Source organism: Candidatus Pantoea deserta (genome assembly GCF_003813865.1).
Taxonomy (GTDB): Bacteria; Pseudomonadota; Gammaproteobacteria; order Enterobacterales; family Enterobacteriaceae; genus Pantoea; species Pantoea deserta.
In genome coordinates this window covers 122,558-144,526 of the sequence record NZ_RMVG01000012.1, presented here as the reverse complement: position 1 = coordinate 144,526, position 21,969 = coordinate 122,558, and the positions used below count along the sequence as shown (strand labels likewise).

The window sequence follows — 21,969 nt, the reverse complement described above, 5'->3', positions numbered from 1 at the left end:
GGCAGCGGGCTGCCGCCCTGACAGCGGTGAAATTGCGCAGCGCCCAGTTAGTTACAGCATACTTAAGATGTCTTTCATTACTGGCGCAGCGCCGGTGTGGGGCAAGTACGTCAGGTTGAAATCGCCGATGCGGCGCTTGATTCTCTGCCATCGGTTCTTTGCTCGTTACGCCATCCTTATCAAATCACAGGCGTGCGTAATATCGCCAGTCAGTATGACGCCGCCGCACGGCGCGCCGCGCGGAATTTGTCATCCGCTTGTTTCATCTGAAGCGAGGGGGGTTGATAAAGATCTGATGAGGGCGGCATCGGGAAGGCGCGGCGGGCGTAGTGTGTTGCTGCGCCCGCGCTCCGTCCGTCAAGCTGTCTGACCCGCCAGCGTGGTAATGAAATCGCGGTAGGTGTGAAGAGGGCGGCCAAGCAGCGAGACCAGCCGTTCTCTGTCGCCCTCCTGCGGCAGCATGCCATCTCTGACGTAACGCTCAGCCATCAGGCGCATTTCATAGGCCATCCATCGGGGCATAGACGTCGCCATATTTGCCTCAAAGGCATCCGGGTTATCGCCGCCATAGATGACCTGACGTCCCAGCACCTCGCTCCAGAGCGCGGCGGCGTCTTCTCCGGTCAGCGTATCGGGACCAACAAGGTTAATGGTCTCGACAGGCAGCTTTTCCGCTGCCCGATCGCGACGTATCAGTTCAATCGCCGCTACCTCAGCAATGTCGCGTGTATCGACCATCGCCAGTCCAGTGCCGCCAATCGGCATCGGATAAACGCCGTGATTGATAATGACATCCTTGATCATGCTCTCATTGTCGATGAAGTAGGTCGGACGCAGCAGGGTAGCGCTAAAATCCATCTCTTTCAGCATGCGTTCGGCACCGTATTTCACAGCGAAGTGAGGCACATTAACCGACGCATCGGCGCCAAAAACAGAAAGATAAACTACCCGCTCGACGCCAGTGTCACGGGCAATATTGAGGGCGATCAGCGTCTGCGTATATTCGTCGGCCGTCACCGCGCTCAGTAAGAACAGCGTTCGGATACCACTGAGGGCGGAACGCAGGGCGTCAATATCCAGAAAATCGCCTTTAACCACGTCCACACTCTCGGCAAAGCCAGCCCTGGCAGGGTCGCGGGACATAACGCGGAAGCTGACTCCGCGGCGGTTGAGCTGGTCAACAACGTGGCGACCGACACGGCCAGTGGCGCCGGTAATGAGAATAGTCATGATGTTTACTCCGTCTTGTCTGGGTGGGTGTGAGAAGACTCTATACCGATCCATATTCCATTCGAAGACGCTATTATTGGGATAACCTGTTCCATAAATGAGACAGCTAATGGACATCAACGCCCTTAAAGACTTTCACCTTATTGCGTCCTGTGGCGGCATTGGCGCAGCCAGCCGCGCCAGCGGGAAACCAAAAGCGACGCTTTCACGCCGGCTGGCCGAACTGGAAGAGGCAGTGGGCGTGCGCCTGATTGAACGGGGAGGCCACAGGCTGCATGTCACCGAGGCGGGCGAACGCCTGCTGTTGCGTACCGCCGGACCTATACAGGAGATAGACGAGGCGGCCCTGTCGGCGCGGGAGAACGCCGCAAAGCCTGCGGGATGGCTGCGCGTTACCGCTCCCTTGCTGTTTTCGCAGCTGGCGCTGGGGCGGCTGTTAGCAGAGTTTCGCCTTCGCTATCCTGACATTCGCGTTGAAACCCTCTCAGAGAACCGTCTGGCCGATCTGGTGGACGAGCAGTTTGACGTGGCTATTCGTATTAATCCGCCTGTTAACAGCGCGCTGGTGGGCCGCTGTTTTGCCAGAGACCGGCTGGTGCTGGTGGCGGTGCCCGCACTGGAGAGGCCGATCGGTTCTGCGGAGTCGCCGCCAGCGATCCCGGCGGTGGTGATGTCCACCTTCTCTGAAGGCGAAACCTGGCGCGTTCTGAAGGGGCAGCGCTGCTTTGCTCCCCAGCCCGTGATGCGGCTCTCTTCGCTGCTTACCGTGCGGGATGCCGTGATGGCCGGGGCTGGGGCGGCTATGCTTCCGCAGTCCATTGTCAGCCGTCAGCTGGAAACAGGCGAGCTGGTCAGCTGGGGAGAAGCAGACACGCTAACCGAGCTGTGGGTTCTGCATACGTCACGTCGCCTGCAAAGCCCGAAGGTGAAGGTTTTCGTCAAATTTATCTGCGAGCACTATTCCGCCGGCTGGTTTTTTACCTGAGTCAGGCGGGACTGCGGGCTGCCAGGACAGCGCCTGTGTCAGGGGGTATGCGGCGTAACCTTTTTGCGCGTCGTGCGCACAGGGGCAGGGTCAACGTCGGGTGGCGATTTTTGAGGTCCGGTAAAAGAAAAATCCACGCAGGCGCGTGGATTTTATGGGACAGGGCGGCCCTCAGAAGAGACTGGGAGCCAGGAAAAGACTGTCAGACGTTAAACAAAAAGTTCATCACGTCGCCGTCTTTCACCACGTACTCTTTGCCTTCAGAACGCATCTTGCCGGCTTCCTTCGCGCCTTGCTCGCCCTTATAAGCGACAAAGTCATCAAACGCGATAGTCTGGGCGCGAATAAAGCCTTTCTCGAAGTCGGTATGGATTTTACCTGCCGCCTGCGGCGCCGTCGCGCCAACCGGAATCGTCCAGGCGCGAACCTCTTTCACCCCGGCGGTGAAGTAGGTTTGCAGGTTAAGCAGCGCATAACCGGCACGGATAACGCGGTTCAGACCCGGCTCTTCCAGACCCAGCTCGGCCATAAACTCGTCACGCTCTTCATCGTCCAGCTCGGCAATATCGGATTCCACCGCCGCACAGACCGGCACCACCACAGAGCCTTCAGCTTCCGCAATCGCGCGCACCTGATCGAGGTAAGGATTGTTTTCAAAGCCGTCTTCATTGACGTTGGCGATGTACATGGTCGGCTTCAGCGTCAGGAAGCTCAGGTAGCGAATCGCCGCTTTCTCTTCCGCATCCAGCTCCAGGGCGCGCAGCATACCGGCGTTTTCCAGATGAGGCAGACATTTCTCCAGCGCGGCCAGCTCGGCTTTCGCGTCTTTATCGCCGCCTTTGGCTTTTTTCTGCACGCGCTGAATGGCGCGCTCACAGGTTTCCAGATCGGAAAGCGCCAGTTCGGTGTTGATCACGTCAATATCTTCCGCCGGGTTCACTTTACCCGCGACGTGGATAATATTTTCATTCTCAAAGCAGCGTACAACGTGGCCGATGGCTTCGGTTTCACGGATATTGGTCAGGAACTGGTTGCCCAGACCTTCGCCTTTTGACGCGCCCTTGACCAGGCCCGCAATATCAACGAACTCCATGGTGGTCGGCACCAGACGCTGCGGCTTGACGATCTCCGCCAGCTGATCAAGACGCGGATCCGGCATAGGCACCACGCCAGTGTTAGGCTCAATGGTGCAGAAGGGGAAGTTAGCCGCTTCGATGCCCGCTTTTGTCAGCGCGTTGAACAGGGTGGATTTACCGACGTTCGGCAGGCCCACGATACCGCATTTAAATCCCATGGTTGGTTACCCTTCTAACTTGAGGTGCAACGCCTGCGTCAGGCATTGCCGGAAACGAAAAAAAGTTGGCGCATTATACACACAATTGGCGCAGGCAGGGCGTTTAGCTTGCCTTGAACGCATGCAGCCGGTTCATCGCCTTCAGGCGATCCTCTTTCAGCCAGACTTCGGTACAGCGCGCCGCCTCGTCAATGGCGTCGTCAATCAGCTTCTGTTCGCTGGCAGGCGGCCTGCCGAGCACAAAGCCCGTTACCTTATTGCGGTCGCCCGGATGACCAATGCCAATGCGCAAACGGTGAAAGTTATTATTGTTGCCCAGTTTGCTGATGATGTCTTTCAGGCCGTTATGTCCGCCGTGACCGCCGCCCTGTTTGAATTTCGCCACGCCTGGCGGCAAATCCAGCTCATCGTGCGCCACCAGAATCTCTTCAGGCGTAATGCGGAAAAAGGTCGCCATGGCCGCTACGGCTTTACCGCTAAGGTTCATAAAGGTAGTGGGAACCAACAGCCGCACATCTTCGCCCGCCAGAGAAATGCGCGCGGTATAGCCGAAAAATTTCGCCTCTTCCTTTAACGACTGATTGTGACGCTCCGCCAGCAAATCTACAAACCAGGCGCCCGCGTTATGACGCGTCGCTGCGTATTCAGCGCCAGGGTTAGCCAGCCCTACAATCAGTTTAATGCTGCTCACGATGATTATCCTGCTCAGGTGTTGAAAGGGCGTTAGTGTACTGCGTGCCTGAGAAGAGAACAAACGGCGCTAAAAGGGAAAGTTACGTCTGGTGATTAATTATTTTGTTATTTAAATCAAAACGCTGCTCGTAAAGTTGCGTCAGTCTTTGTTGCCGTTGTGTGATCCTGGACGCAAATTGTGTTCGGGCCATTGCCTAAACTTATGACGAGTTAACATTATGTGCGGTTTGATTGACTTACTCATATGGATGGAGGTGACTTATGAAGCATCAACACTGTCGGACAACAGGCAATGCGCTGATGATAGTCGGTATGATCGTCATGCTGGCCGGTCTCGGCTTCTCTGTTATCAACCAGCTCCCCACTATTCAACTGCCGTCGCTGCTGGCGCAGGGCGCGATTTTAGGCATTTTTATCGGCGCGCTGCTATGGCTGGCCGGGGCGCGCGTCAGCGGACGTGAAAAGATCGAAGATCGTTACTTCTGGCATCGTCATTACGATAAACGCTGCCGTCGAGCTTCTCATCACTCGCAGCACTAAGCTGATACTGCTCGGTACAGTTGCGGCCGCTGGCTTTGGCGCGATACAGCGCTTCATCGGCCAGCGCCAGCAGGCTTTCCAGCGTCGATGCCGAGGCGCTGGAGGTGGCAAAACCGATACTCACCGAATAGGCGATGTCGTCTGGTAACGACGCCAGCGTGGCCAGGCGAATATCTTCGCAAATCTGATGGGCCGCACGCGCGTCGGCGGGCAGAATTGCCGCAAACTCTTCGCCGCCCAGGCGAGCAAACACGCCGTGCGCGGGCAGTCTGGGCATCGCCACCGCGCAAAAATCCTGTAACACCCTGTCACCCAGCAAATGGCCGAAGCGGTCGTTGATACTTTTAAAGTGATCCAGATCGAACAGTATGGCGGTACAAGGCTGCTGTTGACGCTGACAGCGCGCGATCAGTTTTTCTGCCTGACTAAACAGGGCGCGACGGTTCCAGACGCTGGTCAGCGGATCGTGCAGCGAAGCCTGTTTGTACCTTATCTGCGTGCGTTCATTAACCATCGCCATAATGGTAAAAGTCAGGCCGATAACAAACAGAATCGATTCCAGTATCACCCAGACGGAAAAACTCGATCCGCCGATGGCGCCAGGCTGCGGCGTCGGCATCGCGTTATCAAGAAAAATTCGCGCGAGATGAAACAGCAGATGGATCCACAGCAGCAGCTGAGCGGGCCAGAATGTGACCGTCAGCGACGCGCGCACCTGCCACAGCAGCCGGATCAGCGCCGCGGTATAGAGGGCGCAAAGCAGGCAGAGAACCAGCACGCGCTGAGGCATAGAGTGATAGAAATCGGGAATAAGGCAGAGCAGCGCCCAGGCAGCGGCGCCAGGCAGCCAGGCGAAACCCACCGGACGCAGGCAGAAGGTGCGGAAGGCGTTGAGCAGCGCGCCGTAGGCCAGCATCATAACGCAGTTGCCCACCACGACCGGCAAAAACAGCAGACCTCGGCTGCGCAGGCTGCTGAGAAAAACGGCTATCAGCGTCGCGATTAGCGCCAGCGTGGTGTAGCCCAGCACCCGGTCAAGCTGCGCTCCTGTCCAGGCAAACAGCATAATAATGCTCAGGAACCCCAGCACATAAAGCTCACAAATAAACAGCGTGTAGGTGTCGAGGTTCATCGTGGCCAGATTTCTCGCCTGAAAGTGGGCTGTAAAAGAGCGGCGGATGCCTGTCGGCTAAAGCCTTGCCATCAGGCGGAATAAAACAGCAGCTTACCGGCTGGCTAAAAAAGTGATTGAGGAAATATCAGCGGGCAAGAGGGGTTAATTAGCAGATTAGCGCGGCCTGAATAAAAAACCGGGCGCGAGGCCCGGTCTGGAGAGAAGATTAATGCTCGAACATCGCCGAGATAGACTCTTCATTACTGATACGGCGGATTGCTTCGGCCAGCATGCCGGACAGCGTCAGGGTACGCACGTTCGGCAGCGATTTCATCTCCTCGGACAGCGGGATGGTATCGCAAACGATAACCTGATCGATGACCGATTTACGCAGATTCTCTACCGCATTGCCGGAGAAGATCGGGTGGGTGGCGTAGGCGAAAACGCGTTTTGCGCCGCGCTCTTTCAGCGCTTCGGCTGCTTTGCACAGCGTGCCGCCGGTATCGATCATATCGTCGACCAGCACGCAGTCGCGGCCTGCCACGTCGCCGATAATATGCATCACCTGAGAAACGTTAGCGCGCGGACGACGTTTATCGATGATAGCCATATCGGTATCGTTAAGCAGCTTGGCGATGGCGCGAGCGCGCACGACGCCGCCGATGTCCGGGGAAACCACAATCGGGTTTTCCAGACCAATTTGCAGCATATCTTCCAGCAGAATAGGGCTGCCGAAAACGTTATCAACCGGGACGTCAAAGAAGCCCTGGATTTGCTCGGCGTGAAGGTCGACCGTCAGAACGCGATCAACGCCAACGCTGGAAAGGAAATCCGCGACCACTTTTGCGGTGATCGGCACGCGCGCGGAGCGCACGCGGCGGTCCTGACGGGCATAGCCGAAGTAGGGAATAACCGCAGTAATACGACCAGCAGAAGCTCGACGCAGCGCGTCGACCATCACAACCAGTTCCATCAGATTATCATTGGTGGGAGCACAGGTGGACTGGATGATGAAAATATCGCCACCGCGTACATTTTCGTTAATTTGTACGCTCACTTCGCCATCGCTGAAACGGCCCACTGCGGCGTCTCCGAGGCTGGTGTAAAGGCGGTTGGCAATACGTTGTGCTAGTTCCGGGGTGGCGTTACCAGCAAATAGCTTCATATCAGGCACGAGAAGAACCTCAGGCTTGGCGTCCAGAGAATGAACGGCGTAACGGTAACCGGCGCATACCGCTACGCATGTTCATACGGGTGTATTAGTGCACAAGGTGCAGCGTCTGGAACAGGGTGACACTGTCACACATGCGCTTACAGCCCGGAAAGGGTGCGATGCAGAGGCGAGACGTTAACGCCTCGCGCGACAAATCCGCATACCCATTTCGGGGCGAGTTCCAGCACCTGACGAGCGGCCGACTCGGTGTCAAATTCAGCAAACACGCAAGCGCCAGTGCCAGTCAGGCGCGACGGCGCGTATTCTAGCAGCCAGGAAACAAGCTCATCAACCTCGCGAAAACGTTTTCTTACCACGGCCTCACAATCATTATAAAAGGGAGCGGCTAAAAGCGCCTCCAGCGAGCGGGCTGGCGTATCGCGCGTAAGCTGCGGATCGTTAAACACCAGCGGCGTTGGAATGCTTACCCCAGGATGCGCCACCAGATACCATTTTTCCGCCGGATCGGCGGGCTGCAACTCTTCGCCGACGCCCTGAGCGAAAGCGGCGAAACCTCTGACAAAGACCGGCACGTCTGCGCCGAGCTGAATGCCAAGTTCGGCCAGCGCGTCAGGGGAGAGACCGGTGCGCCACAGGTGGTTCAGCGCCACCAGCACCGTGGCGGCGTTCGAAGAGCCGCCGCCCAGCCCGCCGCCCATCGGCAATTTTTTTTCAATGGCGATCTGCGCGCCCGCGTCGGCAGGCAAACTCTGTTGCGCCTGCGCCGCCTGGCGCAGCAGCTGCGCCGCGCGCACGATGAGGTTGTCGTCATGGGCGACCCCTTCAACCGGCGTGGTCAGCGCAATGCATCCGCTGTTGTCGGGCGTGATGTGCAGCGTATCGCCGTAGTCGAGGAACTGAAACAGGGTTTGCAGATTATGGTAGCCGTCTGCGCGACGGCCGGTGATATAGAGAAACAGGTTAAGCTTTGCCGGAGCGGGCCAGGAGGTGATCATTGCAGCGTCCAGCTATCCATACGCAGCTTGATGCGCTGATCGCCTTCGCGCAGTTCCAGATTCGCCGGCAGCGCTGGCGTAACCTTGCTGTCGTAGTCCTGAATATTTACCTGCCACTGCTGACCGTCGCGGCTGTAGTTCAGACTCTTCAGCTGATAGTTGCCGTTGAGCTGATAGTCGGTGGCGTCGCCCGGCAGGCCCATCATCCACTGACGCAGGTTGGCCAGCGGAATGTCCATGCCGGTCAGCTGAGCAATCATCTTCTCCGCATCGTTGCTGACGTAGCGTTTGCCTTTGTTATCCACCAGCTGCACGGTCTGACCCTGCGCATCGAGCTGAAGCTCAGTGCTGCCCAGCGGGTTGGTAAGCAGCAGACGATAGCGATCCGGCGCGGTCTGCTGCCAGTTAAAGCGAGCATAGACCTTCTGCTTGTCGGACAGGTAGGCAAAGGCGCCGCGCGTCTGATAGTGGGTGACTTTCGCCACCTCCTGCTGATGCTGCTGCCACTGCGGCGCGGTGGTGGCCGGTCCCGGGCCTTGCGGTTGATTAACGGCGCAGGCGGTCAGCAGGGCGCTGGCCAGCGGCAAAAGGCGCAGCATAGTGCGGGGTGAAAAGGTCATAACGTGGTCATCTCCTCAGACACGTTTTTAATTCGTAACAGATAACGCTAGCGACACGCTTATAAACCGTCAATCCTGTTTTCAGGAAAAATGCGCACGATCAGTTTAATCTTATTACAGTCATAGCCTTTGTATGGCTTTTCATGATCTGCCGCATCTTGTAGAATGCGCCTCACAAAACCCTGACATTATTGGGACAACCCAACCTTTTATCGCCATGACGCTGCTCGCTCTCGGAATCAATCATAAAACTGCACCTGTCGCCCTGCGTGAACGCGTTGCGTTTGGGCCGGACGTGCTGGAACAGGCGCTTGACAGCCTGCTTTCCCAGCCGATGGTGCAGAGCGGCGTGGTTCTCTCAACCTGCAACCGCACTGAACTCTACCTTAGCGTCGAGCAGCAGGCGGATTTGCAGGAGCGCCTGGTGCGCTGGCTGTGTGATTACCACCATCTCAATGAAGAGGACGTGCGTCAAAGTCTTTACTGGCATCAGGATAATGCGGCGGTGAGCCACTTAATGCGCGTGGCGAGCGGGCTTGACTCGCTGGTGCTGGGCGAACCGCAAATCTTAGGCCAGGTGAAAAAAGCCTTCGCCGACTCGCAGCGCGGCCATGCGCTCAGCAGCGAGCTGGAGCGTATGTTCCAGAAGACCTTCTCTGTCGCCAAACGGGTGCGCACTGAAACCGAAATCGGCGCCAGCGCGGTATCGGTAGCCTTCGCCGCCTGTACGCTGGCGCGCCAGATCTTTGAATCGCTCTCCTCTGTGAATGTGCTGCTAGTCGGCGCAGGCGAAACCATTGAGCTGGTGGCGCGCCATCTGCGCGAGCATAAAGTGCAGAAGCTGATTATCGCTAACCGCACGCGCGAGCGCGCCGAGCGGCTGGCGGAAGAGGTGGGCGCGGAGGTTATCGGCCTGGCGGACATCGATGCGCGTCTGGCGGACGCCGATATTGTTATTTCGTCGACCGCCAGTCCGCTGCCGATTATCGGCAAAGGCATGATGGAGCGCGCGCTGAAAGCGCGCCGCAACAAGCCGGTGCTGCTGGTGGATATCGCCGTGCCGCGCGACGTCGAGCCGGAAGTCGGCAAGCTGCCTAACGCCTATCTCTACAGCGTTGACGATTTGCAGGCGATCATCGAGCAAAACATGGCGCAGCGTAAAGCCGCCGCCGTGCAGGCTGAGAGCATCGTGGTGCAGGAGAGCGGCGAATTTATGTCCTGGCTGCGCGCGCAGAGCGCGGTCGAGACCATTCGCGAATACCGTACCCAGGCCGAAAGCGTGCGTGCCGATCTTGAAGCGCGCGCGCTGGCCTCGCTACAGCAGGGCGCCGATCCGCAGAAGGTATTGCAGGAGCTGGCGCATAAGCTGACTAACCGTTTGATTCACGCCCCAACTAAATCTTTGCAGCAGGCCGCCCGCGACGGCGACACTGAACGCCTGCAATTGCTTCGCGACAGCCTCGGTCTTGAGTAGACTGCGGGGCTGTTGCCCTCTGTGACGAGAATCCCATCACGACATGAAAACCTCTATTGTTGCCAAACTGGAAGCGCTACAGGAGCGCCACGAAGAAGTGGAAGCGATGCTGGGCGATGCCAGCGTTATCGCCGATCAGGACCGCTTCCGCGCGCTGTCGCGCGAATACGCCCAGTTAACTGACGTTACCCAATGTTTCCGCGCGTGGCAGCAAACGCAGGATGACATCGAAACCGCCCAGCTGATGCTGGACGACGCAGAGATGCGCGAGATGGCGCAGGAAGAGCTTCAGCAGGCGCGCGAAGCGAGCGAGCGGCTGGAGCAGCAGTTGCAGGTTCTGCTGCTGCCGAAAGATCCGGATGACGAACGCGCCTGCTTTATCGAAGTGCGCGCCGGCACCGGCGGCGATGAAGCGGCAATTTTCGCGGGCGACCTGTTTCGTATGTACAGCCGCTATGCTGAAGCGCGCCGCTGGCGCGTGGAGATCGTCAGCGCCAACGAGGGCGAACACGGCGGCTATAAAGAAGTTATCGCCCGCGTCACCGGCGAAGGCGCCTATGGGCGACTGAAATTCGAATCGGGCGGTCACCGCGTGCAGCGCGTACCGGAGACCGAATCCCAGGGCCGCATTCACACTTCGGCCTGTACCGTGGCGGTGATGCCGGAGCTGCCCGAAGCCGAGCTGCCGGACATCAATCCGTCCGATCTGAAAATCGATACGTTCCGCTCCTCCGGCGCAGGCGGCCAGCACGTTAACACCACCGACTCCGCTATCCGCATTACTCACCTGCCGACCGGCATTGTGGTGGAGTGTCAGGATGAGCGTTCGCAGCACAAAAACAAAGCCAAAGCGCTGGCGGTGCTGGGCGCGCGCATCCACGCGGCGGAAATGGCGAAGCGCCACGAGGCGGAAGCCAGTACGCGCCGCAACCTGCTGGGCAGCGGCGACCGTTCCGATCGCATCCGCACCTACAATTTCCCGCAGGGCCGCGTGACCGACCATCGCATCAACCTGACGATCTATCGCCTTGATGAAACCATGGAAGGCAAACTCGATAACCTGATCGAGCCGATTGTGCAGGAGTATCAGGCCGATCAGCTGGCAGCACTGGCTGGTCAGGAGTAATGGATTATCGACGCTGGCTAAAGCAGGCCGTCGCTGCCTTACAAGGCGGCGACAGCCCGAAGCGCGACGCAGAGATCCTGCTGGGGTTTGTGACCGGCAAATCACGTAGCTGGCTGGTGGCGTTCGACGAAACCGAGCTGCTGCCTGAACAGCAGGCGCAACTCGACGCGCTGCTGGCGCGCCGCGTGCGCGGCGAGCCGGTGGCCCACCTTACCGGCGAGCGCGAATTCTGGTCGCTGCCGCTGCGCGTTTCCGATGCGACGCTCATCCCCCGGCCCGATACAGAGGTGCTGGTGGAAGAGACGCTGGCGCGCCTGCCCGCCGCCCCGGCGCGCATTCTCGATCTCGGCACCGGCACGGGAGCCATCGCGCTGGCGCTGGCAAGCGAGCGGCCCGACTGCACGGTGCTGGGCGTCGATCGCATTGCGGCGGCTGTCGCGCTGGCGCAAAGCAACGCCGAACGGCTAGGCATTGCCAACGCCACCTTCGTGCTGAGCCACTGGTTCGATGCGCTGCCCGCCGCCCGCTTTGACGTTATCGTCAGCAATCCGCCCTATATCGACGCCAGCGACCAGCATCTGTCGCAGGGCGATGTGCGTTTTGAACCCCTGAGCGCGCTGGTGGCGGACGATGCCGGCCTGGCGGATTTGCGCCTGCTGATCGCCTGTGCGCCCCAGTGGCTGACGCCCGGCGGCTGGCTGCTGCTGGAGCATGGCTGGCAGCAGGACGCGGCGGTGCGCGCGCTTATGCAGCAGCAAGGTTTTCTTCAGGTCGCGACCGTGAATGATTACGGCGGCAATCCGCGCGTCACGCTCGGTCAGACCCCATTTTAAAAAGGACGCATCATGGCCGCTTATTATCCCCTTATCAAACAGCTGCACCTGCTGACGGTATTTATCAGCATCGCGCTTTTTATCGTGCGTTTTTACTGGCTGCGCAGCGGCTCCTCGCTGCTGCAACGCCGCTGGGTACGCATTACGCCGCACGTTAACGACACTTTTTTACTGCTTACCGGCGTGCTTCTGGTGCTCATTACGCACTTTTACCCATTCTCGCCGCAAGGAAGCTGGCTGACGGAGAAGCTTTTAGGCGTTATTATCTACATCGCCTTAGGTTCCGTGGCATTAAGTCGTCGCCCGCGTACCAGCCGCACGCGCTGGATTGCTTTCCTGGTTGCGCTGATCGCACTGGTGACAGTGATTAAGCTGGCGGTGACCAAAATGCCGTTATTGGGGATAGTATGACCTCCACAGAACAATTAGATTTTAATCAGACGCCGCTGTGCGAAGCGGTGATTGGTGCGACGCTCGCTATTCGAGCCGATTTTCCCGCCTCGTCCGTTCAGGAGCAGCTGGCCGCGCTGGTCGACGAAGCGCGCAACTATGTCAGCGGCGAACAGGATGCCGATCTGCAACTGGAGAAGCTGCTGGAGCTGTTTTACCGCCAGTGGGGCTTCGGCGGCGCCAGCGGCATCTACAACCTTTCCGACGCGCTGTGGCTGGATAAGGTGCTGAAAACCCGGCAGGGCACGGCGGTCTCGCTGGGCGTTATTCTGCTGCATATCGCGCATGAGCTGGAGATCCCGCTGATGCCGGTGATCTTCCCGACGCAGCTTATCCTGCGCGCAGACTGGATTGATGGCGAAATGTGGCTGATCAATCCGTTCAACGGCGACACCCTGGATACCCATACGCTGGAAGTCTGGCTGAAGGGCAATATCAGCCCGACGGCGAAGCTGTATGACGACGATCTGGAAGAGGCGAAGACCATCAGCGTCATGCGCAAGATGCTCGACACCATGAAGGCGGCGCTGATGGAAGAGAAACAGATGGAGCTGGCGCTGGGCGTGAGTCAGGTGCTGTTGCAGATCGATCCCGATGACCCCTATGAAATTCGCGATCGCGGTTTGATCTATGCTCAGCTGGAGTGCGATCATATTGCGTTAAACGATCTTACCTACTTCGTTGAGCACTGTCCTGAAGATCCGGTCAGCGAAATGATCAAAGTACAAATCCACGCAATTGAACAGAAACAGGTGACGCTGCACTAAGCGCACCCCACAGTTAAGGAAAGGGCATGACTCAGAAAGTCGTTACTATTGGTGACATCAAGGTCGCTAACGATCTGCCATTTGTGCTGTTTGGCGGCATGAACGTGCTGGAATCGCGCGATCTCGCCATGCGTATTTGCGAACACTACGTAAAAATTACCGATAAGCTCGGCATCCCGTACGTGTTCAAAGCCTCGTTTGACAAGGCGAACCGCTCTTCCATTAAATCCTATCGCGGTCCCGGACTCGAAGAGGGCATGAAGATTTTCCAGGCGCTGAAAGAGACCTTCGGCGTGAAAATCATCACCGACGTGCACGAGGCGGCGCAGGCGCAGCCGGTGGCCGACGTGGTTGACGTCATCCAGCTGCCTGCCTTCCTGGCGCGTCAGACCGACCTGGTTGAAGCCATGGCGAAAACCGGCGCGGTGATCAACGTGAAAAAACCGCAGTTCGTCAGCCCTGGGCAGATGGGCAATATCGTCGATAAGTTCGCTGAAGGCGGCAACGATAAAGTGATTCTGTGCGATCGCGGCAGTAACTTCGGCTATGACAACCTGGTTGTCGATATGCTCGGCTTCAACGTGATGAAGAAAGTCACCAACAACAGCCCGGTGATTTTCGACGTGACCCACGCGTTGCAGACGCGCGATCCGTTCGGCGCGGCTTCAGGCGGCCGTCGCGCGCAGGTGGGCGAGCTGGCGCGCGCCGGTATGGCGGTCGGCATCGCCGGTCTGTTTATCGAAGCGCATCCGGATCCGGATAATGCTAAATGCGACGGTCCGTCCGCGCTGCCGCTCGATAAACTTGAGCCGTTCCTGGTGCAGATGAAGGCTATCGACGATCTGGTGAAGAGCTTCCCGGAGCTGGATACCAGCAAGTAAGCGACGCCTTATAGCGCGCAATAAAAAAGAGCGAGAAATCGCTCTTTTTTTTTGGGGTTGCGGCGGAGGCGGGGCGCTGTAGAGCCTTGTTCGCCAGGCTACAGCATAATGGTCAGCAGATAACCGGCGAACAGCGCCAGGTGCGCGGCGCCGTTCAGTACGTTGGTGCGGCCGGTCGAAAATGAAATATGGCACAGGATCAGCACCGCTGACATGATCACCATCTGCGGCGGCTCCAGGCCAAACACCAGCTGCTGGTCGGTCAGCGTGGCGATAATGGTGACGGCGGGAACGGTCAGTGAAATCGTCGCCAGCACCGAGCCGAAAAACAGATTCATGGCGCGCTGGACCTGATTCATCAGCACCGCCTTCAGCGCGCCCAGGCCTTCCGGCGACAGAATCAGCAGCGCCACGAGGAAACCCGTAAACTGCGCAGGGGCGTTAAACTCCGACAGCAGATGCTCCAGGGTATTGGCGTTCATTTTGGTTACGCTGATAACCGCGATCAGATGCACCAACAGCCAGACGGTATGCCAGACGCTGCTGTGCGCTGAGGGCTTGCCGTGGTGCGGATCGCCATCGTCGCTGTCATCTTCATGCTCGTAGACGAACAGGTTCTGATGCGTGCGGGTCTGGATCAGCAGGAAGACGCCATACATCGCCGCTGAAATGGCCGCGATCAGCAGCGCCTGGGTTGTAGTGAAGTTGCCGCCCGGCAGCGCATTGGGAAACACCAGCACCAGAATCGCCAGCGGGAAAATAGCGATCAGATACTGTTTTACCCCGGCCAGGTTCACATACTGAGTGGCGAACTTGCGGCCGCCCAGCAGCAGCGAGAATCCGACCAGCCCGCCGGTCACAATCATAATAATGGAGTAGAGCGTATCGCGCATCAGCGCGGGCGCGGCGTCGCCGGTCGCCATCAGCGCAGAGATCAGGCTGACCTCCAGGATCACCACGGACAGGCTCAGGATCAGCGAGCCATAAGGCTCACCCAGTCGATGCGCCAGCACGTCGGCATGGCGCACCACGCTGAAGGCGCTGCTGAGAATAGCCACCAGCGCCAGCAGATTGATGCCGATCACCACCGGCAGCGTGTTCTGCCCGCCAAAGAAAAACAGAACGCCGAGGGCGGCGAGAGGCAGTACCAGCGAGAACTCTTTGTGACGTGTTTTTTCGTGTGTGGTCATTCACCATCCTCTTCAGAAAAAAAGCACAGGCGAAACCCAAGCGGGATTTCACAAAAGTGTAGGACTTTTATTACATTAAACAGTGTAACTTTTCACCAGCCCGCTGGCGGAAAATTTACCGCACTTTACTTTCGAAGCTAAAACAGCTATTCGCAGCAAAAAAAGAGGTTATCAGAATTTATAGCATTATATTCAGTTTGTTATCCTGCATTAATTAGCATATTTCCTGCGATTAAAAACAGGAAAATGTCAGATAGAGCGCGCCTTTTGCAGGCTTCATGCGAATAACAAGTCAGGCTCTGATGAAATCCGGGCTTGTAAATTTTGTCGCTTAAGCCAGGCTTTAACTGGGCTTTTAACGCAGGAGAAATCATGCCGTATAAAAATCGTGATGCGCTGCCAGACAGCGTTAAACATGTGCTTCCGCCGCATGCGCAGGCGATCTATCAAAAGGCGTTCAACAGCGCCTGGGATCAATACAAAGACAAGGATGAGCGGCGCGGCGACGAATCCCAGGAAGAGGTCGCCCATAAGGTCGCCTGGGCAGCGGTGAAAAAAGAGTACGAAAAGGGTGACGACGACAAGTGGCATCCTAAAAAGTAACCTCCGGGCGTAAAGGCCAGCCGCCTGACCTTTACGCCGCGCATTTTTTCATTTGCCCTCAGCCCCTGGCGCTTGAAAGCGCTGCAAAAAATGCATACTGTCGTTTAACGCTGCGGCTAATCTTGTCGCGCCCAGATTGCGTTAACGAAGGGAGAGATTACGGACAGGATGTTGCTGAAGTCAGGAGGTGACGTTGTTAACCCGAGAATTTTTATTAAAAGCAGACTGTAAAACGTCATTTGGCGATATCGAAGAGTCGCTGCTCTGGAGCTGCGAGCAGCGCGCAGCCTCGCTGGCGGCCACGCTGGCCTGCCGTCCTGACCAGAGTCCGGTATGGATTTTTGGCTATGGGTCGCTGATGTGGAACCCAATTTTTGAAGCGGATGAAGTGGCGGCCGGTACGCTGGAAGGCTGGCATCGCGCCTTCTGCCTGCGCCTGATCGCCGGACGTGGCACGGCGTCGCTGCCGGGGCGGATGCTGGCGTTGAAAGAGGGCGGATCGACCAGCGGTCTGGCGTTTCGCCTGCCGGAGAGGCGTCTACAGGAAGAACTGGAGCTTCTGTGGAAGCGGGAAATGATCACCGGCTGTTATCTGCCGACCTGGTGCGCGCTGACGCTCGAAGATGGACGAAGCGTGACCGCGCTGGCGTTTATTATGGATCCGCGTCACCCCCTCTATGAATCTGATTCGTGTCCGGACGCCATCGCGCCATTGATCGCGGCGGCAAGCGGCCCGCTGGGCAGTAACGCCCAGTACCTTTTTTCGCTTGAGCAGGAGCTGGCGAAGCGCGGAATGGAAGAGGAGAGCCTGAGCAGGCTGGCGCATCAGGTACGCGCGCTACAGGCTGGCGTGCGCTGCGCGCAGGGATAATAAACTTTTGCGGCGTGCCAGCCCACGCCGCAAACCCGCTTAGTTGCCTGGATTCAGCAGCCAGGTGCCCGGCTTATCAATCACCAGCGACTGCGCACGCATACTGGTGCCTGAATGCACCTCAATACGATACTGACCCGCAGCCAGATTCAGCGCGGCAAAGCCGTTGTTGCCGGTTTTAACCTCTACAGGCTGGCCGTTCAGCACCACGTTGGCGCCCTGTTCCAGCTTGAGATAGACCGTCGCCAGCGCGGCAGGAGTCGTCGCCGGGGGAGACGCCGGGCTGACCGACGAGTCCGCAGCCGTGACGGGCGCGCCATTCTCAGGCAGCGCGGCGCGCCGGTTCGCCAGCCAGGTGACAATCGCCACCGCCAGCAGCGCCACCGCCGCCAGCGCAATCAGGCCGGGCGACAGCCGGCGCACGTTGCGCGGCGTAACCGGCTCCACGCTGGGCGAGGCGTGATTGACCGCCATCACCACGGGCGCGGGCGCGACGCTCTCTTCTTCCTCAACCGGCGCGGGCAGCGGCTCCGGCGGCGCCTGCAGACGGTTTACCACCGCCTCCACGTCGCTGACCGGCAAATCGATCAGCGCGGCAAAGGCGTCGATCGACTGCGGACGATCGGCGGGCTTCATCGCCAGCGCGCAGTCTACCGCGTGCAGCAGCGGCAGAGAGTAACCTTCGGGCTTGCGCTCGACCAGCGGCTGATAGTTATCCTCAATGCAGCGCACCACGCTGACGGGCGGAGGATTGCTGGTAATCAGACTGTGCAGCACCGCGCCGAGGGCATAGATATCGGTCCAGGGACCCTGTTCGTTTTCACCCTCCTCGCTGTACTGCTCGATGGGGGCGAAGCCGGGCTTCAGCATGATTTCGGTTTCATCCGACAGGTTGCCGATCTCTTTGCGCGCCGAGCCAAAGTCGAGCAGCACCGGCAGCTGGTTTTCCTGAATCTGGATATTATCCAGAGAAATATCGCGATGCAGATAGCCGGCCTGATGGATGGTATTAATCGCGCCGAACAACGGCGGCAGCAGGCGACGGATCCAGGCCTCATTGACGGCATCCGGGCTGGTAAGCTGCCACTCTTTCAGCGTCATGCCGCTGTAGTAGAGCGTGCCCATATAGGCGGTGCCGTTCTGTTCCCAGAAGCGCAGAACGTGCAGCAGGCCGGGATGATTAAAGCGCGCCAGTAACCGCGCCTCCTGAATAAAGCTGGTTAAGCCTGCGTTAAACAGCTTCTGGTAACGCTCGCCGCGCAGTTCCAGCGACAGATCCTCTGCGCGTACCGCCAGCGACACCGGCATATACTCTTTAATCGCAATCGTGCGTTCGAGCTGATGATCCCAGGCGCGGTAAACGATGCCAAAGCCGCCGCCGCCAATCACTTCCTGGATCTCAAACTCATTAAAACGGTATCCCGCCGGGAGCGCGTTGGGCATCGTTTTCTGATTATCATTTGCCGACATAGTGAACTCTCTGAACACCGCCTGATCGCCAGGCTGCGCGGTAATTAATTGATGTTACGCCACGCACCAATCGCCGGATCAACCAAATCGGCGTGCAGGGTGTCGATCAGTAACACATTCACTTTTTGCTGTGGCATAAACTGCGGTCCCCAAAGACCGCGCAACGTTTCCACTCGCGATTTCACGGCGTCAGGATCCTGCTGCGCCGTATTTTTATCCATTTTCACCAGCAGCGCGCCGGTAAAGCGCCAGACGTGGCTTGCCTCGTCAAAGGGCAACACCAGCCAGCTGTCGGCCGCATCGGCGCGCGTGACGATCATGCGCTCTTTATTCGCGGCGACCACCTCCAGCGAATTGCCGGAGATCGCCAGATTCGCGATGGGGTAGCCCTGATAAAAGGTCACTGACAGAGGCGTGCTCTTCCCCTTGCTGGCTAAGACTATCTCGCTTTTGCCCTCCAGCCAGCCGTCGTGCGGGCAGGCCGTTCTGGCGCTGTCAGGAACGAACAGCGACGTCCCTGCGGCATCCCAGGCGGTGCGGAAACGACAGCCGCCTGGCAGGTCAAAGTGTTGCAGCGGCGCGCTGTTAGCCGGGCGCGACAGATCGAGCGGCGCCGCATTGGCCGCGCTGGCGCTGGCCGTCGCGTCAGCCATCACGATGGGCCGCCAGTTTTGCAGCTTGCTGGCGCTGCCGCTGGCCAGCACGCCGCCCTCTTTACTAGTCATCTGCCAGGGCAGCTCGTCCAGCGTGCCGCACTGGTTAGCCAGCAGCGTGCCGACGCGCGGCAAAAAGGTGGTCAGCACCGCCGAGTCGGTGCTTTTACCCGAAACGATGCGCAGCGGCAGCGTCTCTTTGCACCAGTCGTCAGGCGCCTTGCTTTTCACATCGTCAATATAGACTTCCAGCGCCAGGCTGGGAGAATAGACCACGCGATAATTTTCGGCCTGCGCGCTAAAGGCGATAAGCAAGGTCGCAATGCCGGACAACCACAATTTCATAAGGATCCTTGGTATCAAGAGCGGGGCGGCAAAAAGCGTGCCGAATCCGCCGCAGAATAAAGCAACGTGGCGTCCTGAGGTTCGCCGATCCATACCGACAGCGCGCTGAGATTATCCTTTTTCACCTGCTGACTGACCGCTTTTTCCATGAGCGCGAGCCACTCTTCACAGGCGTTGACCATGCGCAGCGCCTGCTCCATCTCTTTAGTGGTCAGGTTAAGCCAAAACCCGTCGGTGCAGACCAGAAACGCATCGCCATCTTCCAGCGCCAGTTCGGCGGAGAAAGTCACCGGACGCGCCGGCGTCGCGCCGAGCGCATTATAGAGTAAATTACTGTTAATGCCGGTATTTTCATAGCCTGCATCTTTAAGCTGCTGCGCCAGGCTGTGATCGCGCGTGACGTCAAACAGCGTACCGTGACGGAAATGATACACCCGGCTGTCACCGGCATGCGCCCACCAGGCGCGCTGCTGCGTGCGGTCAATAAACAGCGCGGCCAGGGTGGTGCTCATCCGCGCGGCCTCAGGACGCTGCCGCTGCTCCTGATGCAGCGCGGCGCGGCAGCGTTCAATCGCCGCGTGGGTATTCTCCGGCGTCAGCTGCGGCTGTTCGTGCAGTTCGGCCAGCAGAGTGTCGCGCACCAGCTGTGCCGCGCGATCGCCGCCGGGCAAGCCCGCCACGCCGTCGCAGACCACAAAACAGGCTTTATCCTCGCTGACTTCGGCGCCGGTACGGTCCTGATTCTCATCGCGCAGCCCCTGCTGGCAGCGGCTGGCAAATTCAATCTTCATGCTTCGTCCGTCCGGGTTTGCGAATCTTTGTACTGGTTAACTTCCACGTCATAGGCGTGCAAAAAGGCTTCGCCGAACAGGGTATGGAAATCGTCCTCGATCTCGCCGGCGGTGCGCTGATAGTTACGCATAAAATAGTCCCAGAGCGCGGCTTTTCGGGCGATGGAAAAGGGGAGGGTCGGCAGGACGCCTTCGCTGCGCGCCTGCTCTTCCAGACGCTGCGGATTAAAGGATTGCAGCATGGCGGCGATAATGGCGCGAATACCGGCGATCATGCCGAGCTGATGCGCCTGCAAATCCACCAGCGCGTCGCGCACCGCCTGTTCCGGCGGCATAAAGCCCGGCATCTGGCTCTGGTACATCTGCATCAGCACGGTTTTACCGGAGGGCAGGATCTTAAACGGGTTATTCGCCTCGTTCAGGATCATGGTCATATCCGCCTTCACGCCGCGCTTAAGAATCTGCCGCGATGACAGCAGCGCCACCGTGCCCTGTGAAAACAGGCTCAGCATCCGGCCCGTCACGCGCATCTGCTCTTCATCGATCGGCGTCGCATGACCATTGTTCAGCCCCATGCCCTCCAGCAGCGCGGCAATCAGCTTCTCCTGATCCGCCAGAGCCGCGCCCGTCAGACGCGGCGACTCGCTTTGCTGCGGATCGATCGCCAGCCGCGCATCGCTGTGACGTGACGGCGGAGGCGTGGCGGAGGAGGGATGTTCTGCGGGTTCAGCGTCAAGCAGGCCCAGCGGGTCGCTCTGCTCCAGCCTCTCCTCGACGAACAGCGCCAGCGGATCGTCTCTGACCGCGTCGGCGCGCGCCGGATCTTCCACGGCAAGCTGATAGTCGCCAATTTGCAGCGCATCGCCATGTTGCAGCTGAACCTGTACCCCACGCGGCAGGGTGACGCCGTTGTGCACCACGGCGGTCACGCTGCCCTGGTTGGTCAGGCGGCACTCGCCCTCGGCAGAAAGGTGTACCAGCGCCTGCAAGCGCGAAATGGCGCGCGACTCGTCCGGCAGAACCAGATCGTTATCCTGGCTGCGGCCAATGGTGCCGCCGGGCGGCTGAAACGCCACGGTTTTTACCGGAACATCCGTATTGCACTGCACAATGGTAAATTGCATGAGTCATCCCGTATCTGATGGGCAAACGCAACGCCGTTATTCGAACATGGGCGGATAGAGGCCGTTACGTCCCGGCTGAGTACCTGCCGCCGGGTTAAAAAGTAGTGAAAACAGTTGCGCCGTCAGGTTGCCGCTGTGCTTGTGGGTCGCATGGGCAAAACCGTCGCAGCGATTCGTCCACCAGTAGCTGATATGCTGCTGCGGATCGAAACGGTCCGCCACTTCGCGCCAGCTCAGGGTGCAGGGCAGATCGCTGAAGCCAATGACGTCCATAATGTCCGAATGCTGCTTCTCCGGCACCAGCAGCGGCGGCAGCAGATGAAGCTGCTGCTCCAGCTGCGCGGCCATACTCTGCACCTGCACCGCTCGCCAGAGCGTGACCCCCACATCCTGAAACCAGTCGCCGGATATGGCGAGCTGCGCCGGATGCCACTGGCTGAGCGAAAAGGTGCGCAGCGCCAGCAGAGGCCAGGCGCGGCCGACGCGATCGCACGACGGCATCAGACAGCCCATTTGCACCTGCTGCACGCCGGGCGTCACCGGCAGCACAAAGTTCCACACCGGCGCCTGGAGAAACCAGCTGGTGGTGGCCTGCTCCTGGCTGTGCCAGCTCATCAGCCCCTGTTGAAACCAGTGGGTCCAGGGCGCGATATGTTTCTCACTCAACCGGTAACGCAAAAAGTCGCCGGTTGAGGGCAGCTTTCCGTACCAGCCGGGCACAACGCTCGCAGCCATACTCACCTCAT

23 protein-coding genes are annotated in these 21,969 nt (G+C 58.8%); 10 read left to right on the top strand and 13 right to left on the bottom strand.

Features of this window, described 5'->3' with window-relative positions:
* Positions 1-357 precede the first annotated feature (357 nt).
* Positions 358-1,230 (bottom strand): SDR family oxidoreductase, encoded by an 873-nt coding sequence (locus BBB56_RS15620; protein ID WP_123801854.1) that lies wholly within the window; start codon positions 1,228-1,230, stop codon positions 358-360.
* Between the two features lie 109 nt (positions 1,231-1,339).
* On the opposite strand from BBB56_RS15620, the gene BBB56_RS15615 reads away from it, so the two are divergent.
* Positions 1,340-2,215, top strand: a complete 876-nt coding sequence (locus BBB56_RS15615) for a LysR family transcriptional regulator (protein ID WP_123801853.1) — start codon at positions 1,340-1,342, stop codon at positions 2,213-2,215.
* 202 nt (positions 2,216-2,417) lie between these two features.
* Here BBB56_RS15615 and ychF read toward each other — a convergent pair whose 3' ends face one another.
* Together ychF and pth are read right to left on the bottom strand one after the other, a co-directional pair.
* A complete protein-coding gene (gene ychF, locus BBB56_RS15610; protein WP_123801852.1) occupies positions 2,418-3,509 on the bottom strand; it encodes a redox-regulated ATPase YchF in 1,092 nt (363 codons plus the stop codon).
* 103 nt (positions 3,510-3,612) lie between these two features.
* On the bottom strand, positions 3,613-4,200 hold the full coding sequence (pth, locus tag BBB56_RS15605) for an aminoacyl-tRNA hydrolase (protein ID WP_123801851.1): 588 nt from the start codon (positions 4,198-4,200) through the stop codon (positions 3,613-3,615).
* Between the two features lie 263 nt (positions 4,201-4,463).
* Here pth and ychH point away from each other — a divergent pair, with 263 nt between their 5' ends.
* Positions 4,464-4,742 (top strand): stress-induced protein YchH, encoded by a 279-nt coding sequence (ychH, locus tag BBB56_RS15600; protein ID WP_123801850.1) that lies wholly within the window; start codon positions 4,464-4,466, stop codon positions 4,740-4,742.
* Here the strand turns inward: ychH and BBB56_RS15595 are convergent.
* The 4 genes from BBB56_RS15595 to lolB all read right to left on the bottom strand — a co-directional run bounded on the left by BBB56_RS15595 (position 4,651) and on the right by lolB (position 8,645).
* Entirely contained in the window at positions 4,651-5,874 is a 1,224-nt protein-coding gene (locus tag BBB56_RS15595) for a GGDEF domain-containing protein (RefSeq protein WP_123801849.1), read from the bottom strand. The genes ychH and BBB56_RS15595 overlap by 92 nt on opposite strands.
* A 208-nt stretch (positions 5,875-6,082) precedes the next feature.
* Positions 6,083-7,030: a ribose-phosphate diphosphokinase gene (gene prs / locus BBB56_RS15590; RefSeq protein WP_006118899.1), complete on the bottom strand. Its 948-nt coding sequence runs from the start codon at positions 7,028-7,030 to the stop codon at positions 6,083-6,085.
* A 137-nt stretch (positions 7,031-7,167) separates the two neighbouring features.
* Complete coding sequence (ispE, locus tag BBB56_RS15585) at positions 7,168-8,025, bottom strand: 4-(cytidine 5'-diphospho)-2-C-methyl-D-erythritol kinase (RefSeq protein WP_123801848.1); 858 nt, start codon at positions 8,023-8,025, stop codon at positions 7,168-7,170.
* Positions 8,022-8,645 (bottom strand): lipoprotein insertase outer membrane protein LolB, encoded by a 624-nt coding sequence (gene lolB / locus BBB56_RS15580; RefSeq protein ID WP_123801847.1) that lies wholly within the window; start codon positions 8,643-8,645, stop codon positions 8,022-8,024. Before lolB ends, ispE begins: the two co-directional genes overlap by 4 nt.
* Positions 8,646-8,862: 217 nt before the next feature.
* On the opposite strand from lolB, the gene hemA reads away from it, so the two are divergent.
* Genes hemA through kdsA form a run of 6 tightly spaced genes read left to right on the top strand, consistent with a single transcriptional unit; the run spans position 8,863 to position 14,176 of the window.
* On the top strand, positions 8,863-10,119 hold the full coding sequence (gene hemA, locus BBB56_RS15575) for a glutamyl-tRNA reductase (protein WP_123801867.1): 1,257 nt from the start codon (positions 8,863-8,865) through the stop codon (positions 10,117-10,119).
* 43 nt (positions 10,120-10,162) lie between these two features.
* Positions 10,163-11,245, top strand: coding sequence for a peptide chain release factor 1 (gene prfA / locus BBB56_RS15570; protein WP_123801846.1), 1,083 nt, complete (start codon positions 10,163-10,165; stop codon positions 11,243-11,245).
* The gene (gene prmC, locus BBB56_RS15565) at positions 11,245-12,078 is read left to right on the top strand and encodes a peptide chain release factor N(5)-glutamine methyltransferase (RefSeq protein ID WP_123801845.1); all 834 of its coding nucleotides are present in this window, start codon (positions 11,245-11,247) and stop codon (positions 12,076-12,078) included. The genes prfA and prmC overlap by 1 nt, the downstream gene beginning before the upstream one ends.
* Positions 12,079-12,090: 12 nt before the next feature.
* Positions 12,091-12,489 carry a SirB2 family protein gene (locus tag BBB56_RS15560; protein ID WP_123801844.1) on the top strand — a complete coding sequence of 133 codons (399 nt, stop codon included), beginning with the start codon at positions 12,091-12,093 and terminating at the stop codon, positions 12,487-12,489.
* On the top strand, positions 12,486-13,295 hold the full coding sequence (gene sirB1 / locus BBB56_RS15555; protein WP_123801843.1) for an invasion regulator SirB1: 810 nt from the start codon (positions 12,486-12,488) through the stop codon (positions 13,293-13,295). Before BBB56_RS15560 ends, sirB1 begins: the two co-directional genes overlap by 4 nt.
* Before the next feature lie 26 nt (positions 13,296-13,321).
* Positions 13,322-14,176 (top strand): 3-deoxy-8-phosphooctulonate synthase, encoded by an 855-nt coding sequence (gene kdsA / locus BBB56_RS15550; protein ID WP_123801842.1) that lies wholly within the window; start codon positions 13,322-13,324, stop codon positions 14,174-14,176.
* Positions 14,177-14,274: 98 nt separating this feature from the next.
* On the opposite strand, the gene chaA is transcribed toward kdsA, so the two are convergent.
* Positions 14,275-15,366: a sodium-potassium/proton antiporter ChaA gene (gene chaA, locus BBB56_RS15545; RefSeq protein WP_123801841.1), complete on the bottom strand. Its 1,092-nt coding sequence runs from the start codon at positions 15,364-15,366 to the stop codon at positions 14,275-14,277.
* Between the two features lie 372 nt (positions 15,367-15,738).
* Here chaA and chaB point away from each other — a divergent pair, with 372 nt between their 5' ends.
* Entirely contained in the window at positions 15,739-15,969 is a 231-nt protein-coding gene (gene chaB / locus BBB56_RS15540; RefSeq protein WP_123801840.1) for a putative cation transport regulator ChaB, read from the top strand.
* Between the two features lie 193 nt (positions 15,970-16,162).
* Complete coding sequence (locus BBB56_RS15535; RefSeq protein ID WP_123801839.1) at positions 16,163-16,840, top strand: gamma-glutamylcyclotransferase; 678 nt, start codon at positions 16,163-16,165, stop codon at positions 16,838-16,840.
* 39 nt (positions 16,841-16,879) lie between these two features.
* Here BBB56_RS15535 and BBB56_RS15530 read toward each other — a convergent pair whose 3' ends face one another.
* From BBB56_RS15530 to tagF, 5 genes are read right to left on the bottom strand one after another with little or no spacing between them, the layout of a single operon-like run.
* Positions 16,880-18,310: a serine/threonine protein kinase gene (locus BBB56_RS15530; protein ID WP_123801838.1), complete on the bottom strand. Its 1,431-nt coding sequence runs from the start codon at positions 18,308-18,310 to the stop codon at positions 16,880-16,882.
* A 44-nt stretch (positions 18,311-18,354) separates the two neighbouring features.
* The gene (locus BBB56_RS15525) at positions 18,355-19,308 is read right to left on the bottom strand and encodes a hypothetical protein (RefSeq protein ID WP_123801837.1); all 954 of its coding nucleotides are present in this window, start codon (positions 19,306-19,308) and stop codon (positions 18,355-18,357) included.
* A gap of 14 nt (positions 19,309-19,322) precedes the next feature.
* Positions 19,323-20,099 carry a PP2C family protein-serine/threonine phosphatase gene (locus BBB56_RS15520; protein ID WP_123801836.1) on the bottom strand — a complete coding sequence of 259 codons (777 nt, stop codon included), beginning with the start codon at positions 20,097-20,099 and terminating at the stop codon, positions 19,323-19,325.
* Entirely contained in the window at positions 20,096-21,223 is a 1,128-nt protein-coding gene (gene tagH / locus BBB56_RS15515) for a type VI secretion system-associated FHA domain protein TagH (protein ID WP_123801835.1), read from the bottom strand. Before tagH ends, BBB56_RS15520 begins: the two co-directional genes overlap by 4 nt.
* A 36-nt stretch (positions 21,224-21,259) precedes the next feature.
* A complete protein-coding gene (tagF, locus tag BBB56_RS15510) occupies positions 21,260-21,958 on the bottom strand; it encodes a type VI secretion system-associated protein TagF (protein WP_123801834.1) in 699 nt (232 codons plus the stop codon).
* Positions 21,959-21,969 lie beyond the last annotated feature (11 nt).

Excerpts from the sequence above, each read along its gene's own strand:
- BBB56_RS15560 (WP_123801844.1), top strand. The coding sequence starts at position 12,091 with ATGGCCGCTTATTATCCCCTTATCAAACAGCTGCACCTGCTGACGGTA.
- chaA (WP_123801841.1), bottom strand. The coding sequence starts at position 15,366 with ATGACCACACACGAAAAAACACGTCACAAAGAGTTCTCGCTGGTACTG.
- ispE (WP_123801848.1), bottom strand. The coding sequence starts at position 8,025 with ATGATCACCTCCTGGCCCGCTCCGGCAAAGCTTAACCTGTTTCTCTAT.
- ychF (WP_123801852.1), bottom strand. The coding sequence starts at position 3,509 with ATGGGATTTAAATGCGGTATCGTGGGCCTGCCGAACGTCGGTAAATCC.
- prmC (WP_123801845.1), top strand. The coding sequence starts at position 11,245 with ATGGATTATCGACGCTGGCTAAAGCAGGCCGTCGCTGCCTTACAAGGC.
- sirB1 (WP_123801843.1), top strand. The coding sequence starts at position 12,486 with ATGACCTCCACAGAACAATTAGATTTTAATCAGACGCCGCTGTGCGAA.
- BBB56_RS15615 (WP_123801853.1), top strand. The coding sequence starts at position 1,340 with ATGGACATCAACGCCCTTAAAGACTTTCACCTTATTGCGTCCTGTGGC.
- BBB56_RS15520 (WP_123801836.1), bottom strand. The coding sequence starts at position 20,099 with ATGAAGATTGAATTTGCCAGCCGCTGCCAGCAGGGGCTGCGCGATGAG.
- ychH (WP_123801850.1), top strand. The coding sequence starts at position 4,464 with ATGAAGCATCAACACTGTCGGACAACAGGCAATGCGCTGATGATAGTC.
- tagF (WP_123801834.1), bottom strand. The coding sequence starts at position 21,958 with ATGGCTGCGAGCGTTGTGCCCGGCTGGTACGGAAAGCTGCCCTCAACC.
- hemA (WP_123801867.1), top strand. The coding sequence starts at position 8,863 with ATGACGCTGCTCGCTCTCGGAATCAATCATAAAACTGCACCTGTCGCC.
- BBB56_RS15620 (WP_123801854.1), bottom strand. The coding sequence starts at position 1,230 with ATGACTATTCTCATTACCGGCGCCACTGGCCGTGTCGGTCGCCACGTT.
- BBB56_RS15595 (WP_123801849.1), bottom strand. The coding sequence starts at position 5,874 with ATGAACCTCGACACCTACACGCTGTTTATTTGTGAGCTTTATGTGCTG.
- prfA (WP_123801846.1), top strand. The coding sequence starts at position 10,163 with ATGAAAACCTCTATTGTTGCCAAACTGGAAGCGCTACAGGAGCGCCAC.
- lolB (WP_123801847.1), bottom strand. The coding sequence starts at position 8,645 with ATGACCTTTTCACCCCGCACTATGCTGCGCCTTTTGCCGCTGGCCAGC.
- BBB56_RS15530 (WP_123801838.1), bottom strand. The coding sequence starts at position 18,310 with ATGTCGGCAAATGATAATCAGAAAACGATGCCCAACGCGCTCCCGGCG.
- kdsA (WP_123801842.1), top strand. The coding sequence starts at position 13,322 with ATGACTCAGAAAGTCGTTACTATTGGTGACATCAAGGTCGCTAACGAT.
- tagH (WP_123801835.1), bottom strand. The coding sequence starts at position 21,223 with ATGCAATTTACCATTGTGCAGTGCAATACGGATGTTCCGGTAAAAACC.
- BBB56_RS15525 (WP_123801837.1), bottom strand. The coding sequence starts at position 19,308 with ATGAAATTGTGGTTGTCCGGCATTGCGACCTTGCTTATCGCCTTTAGC.
- chaB (WP_123801840.1), top strand. The coding sequence starts at position 15,739 with ATGCCGTATAAAAATCGTGATGCGCTGCCAGACAGCGTTAAACATGTG.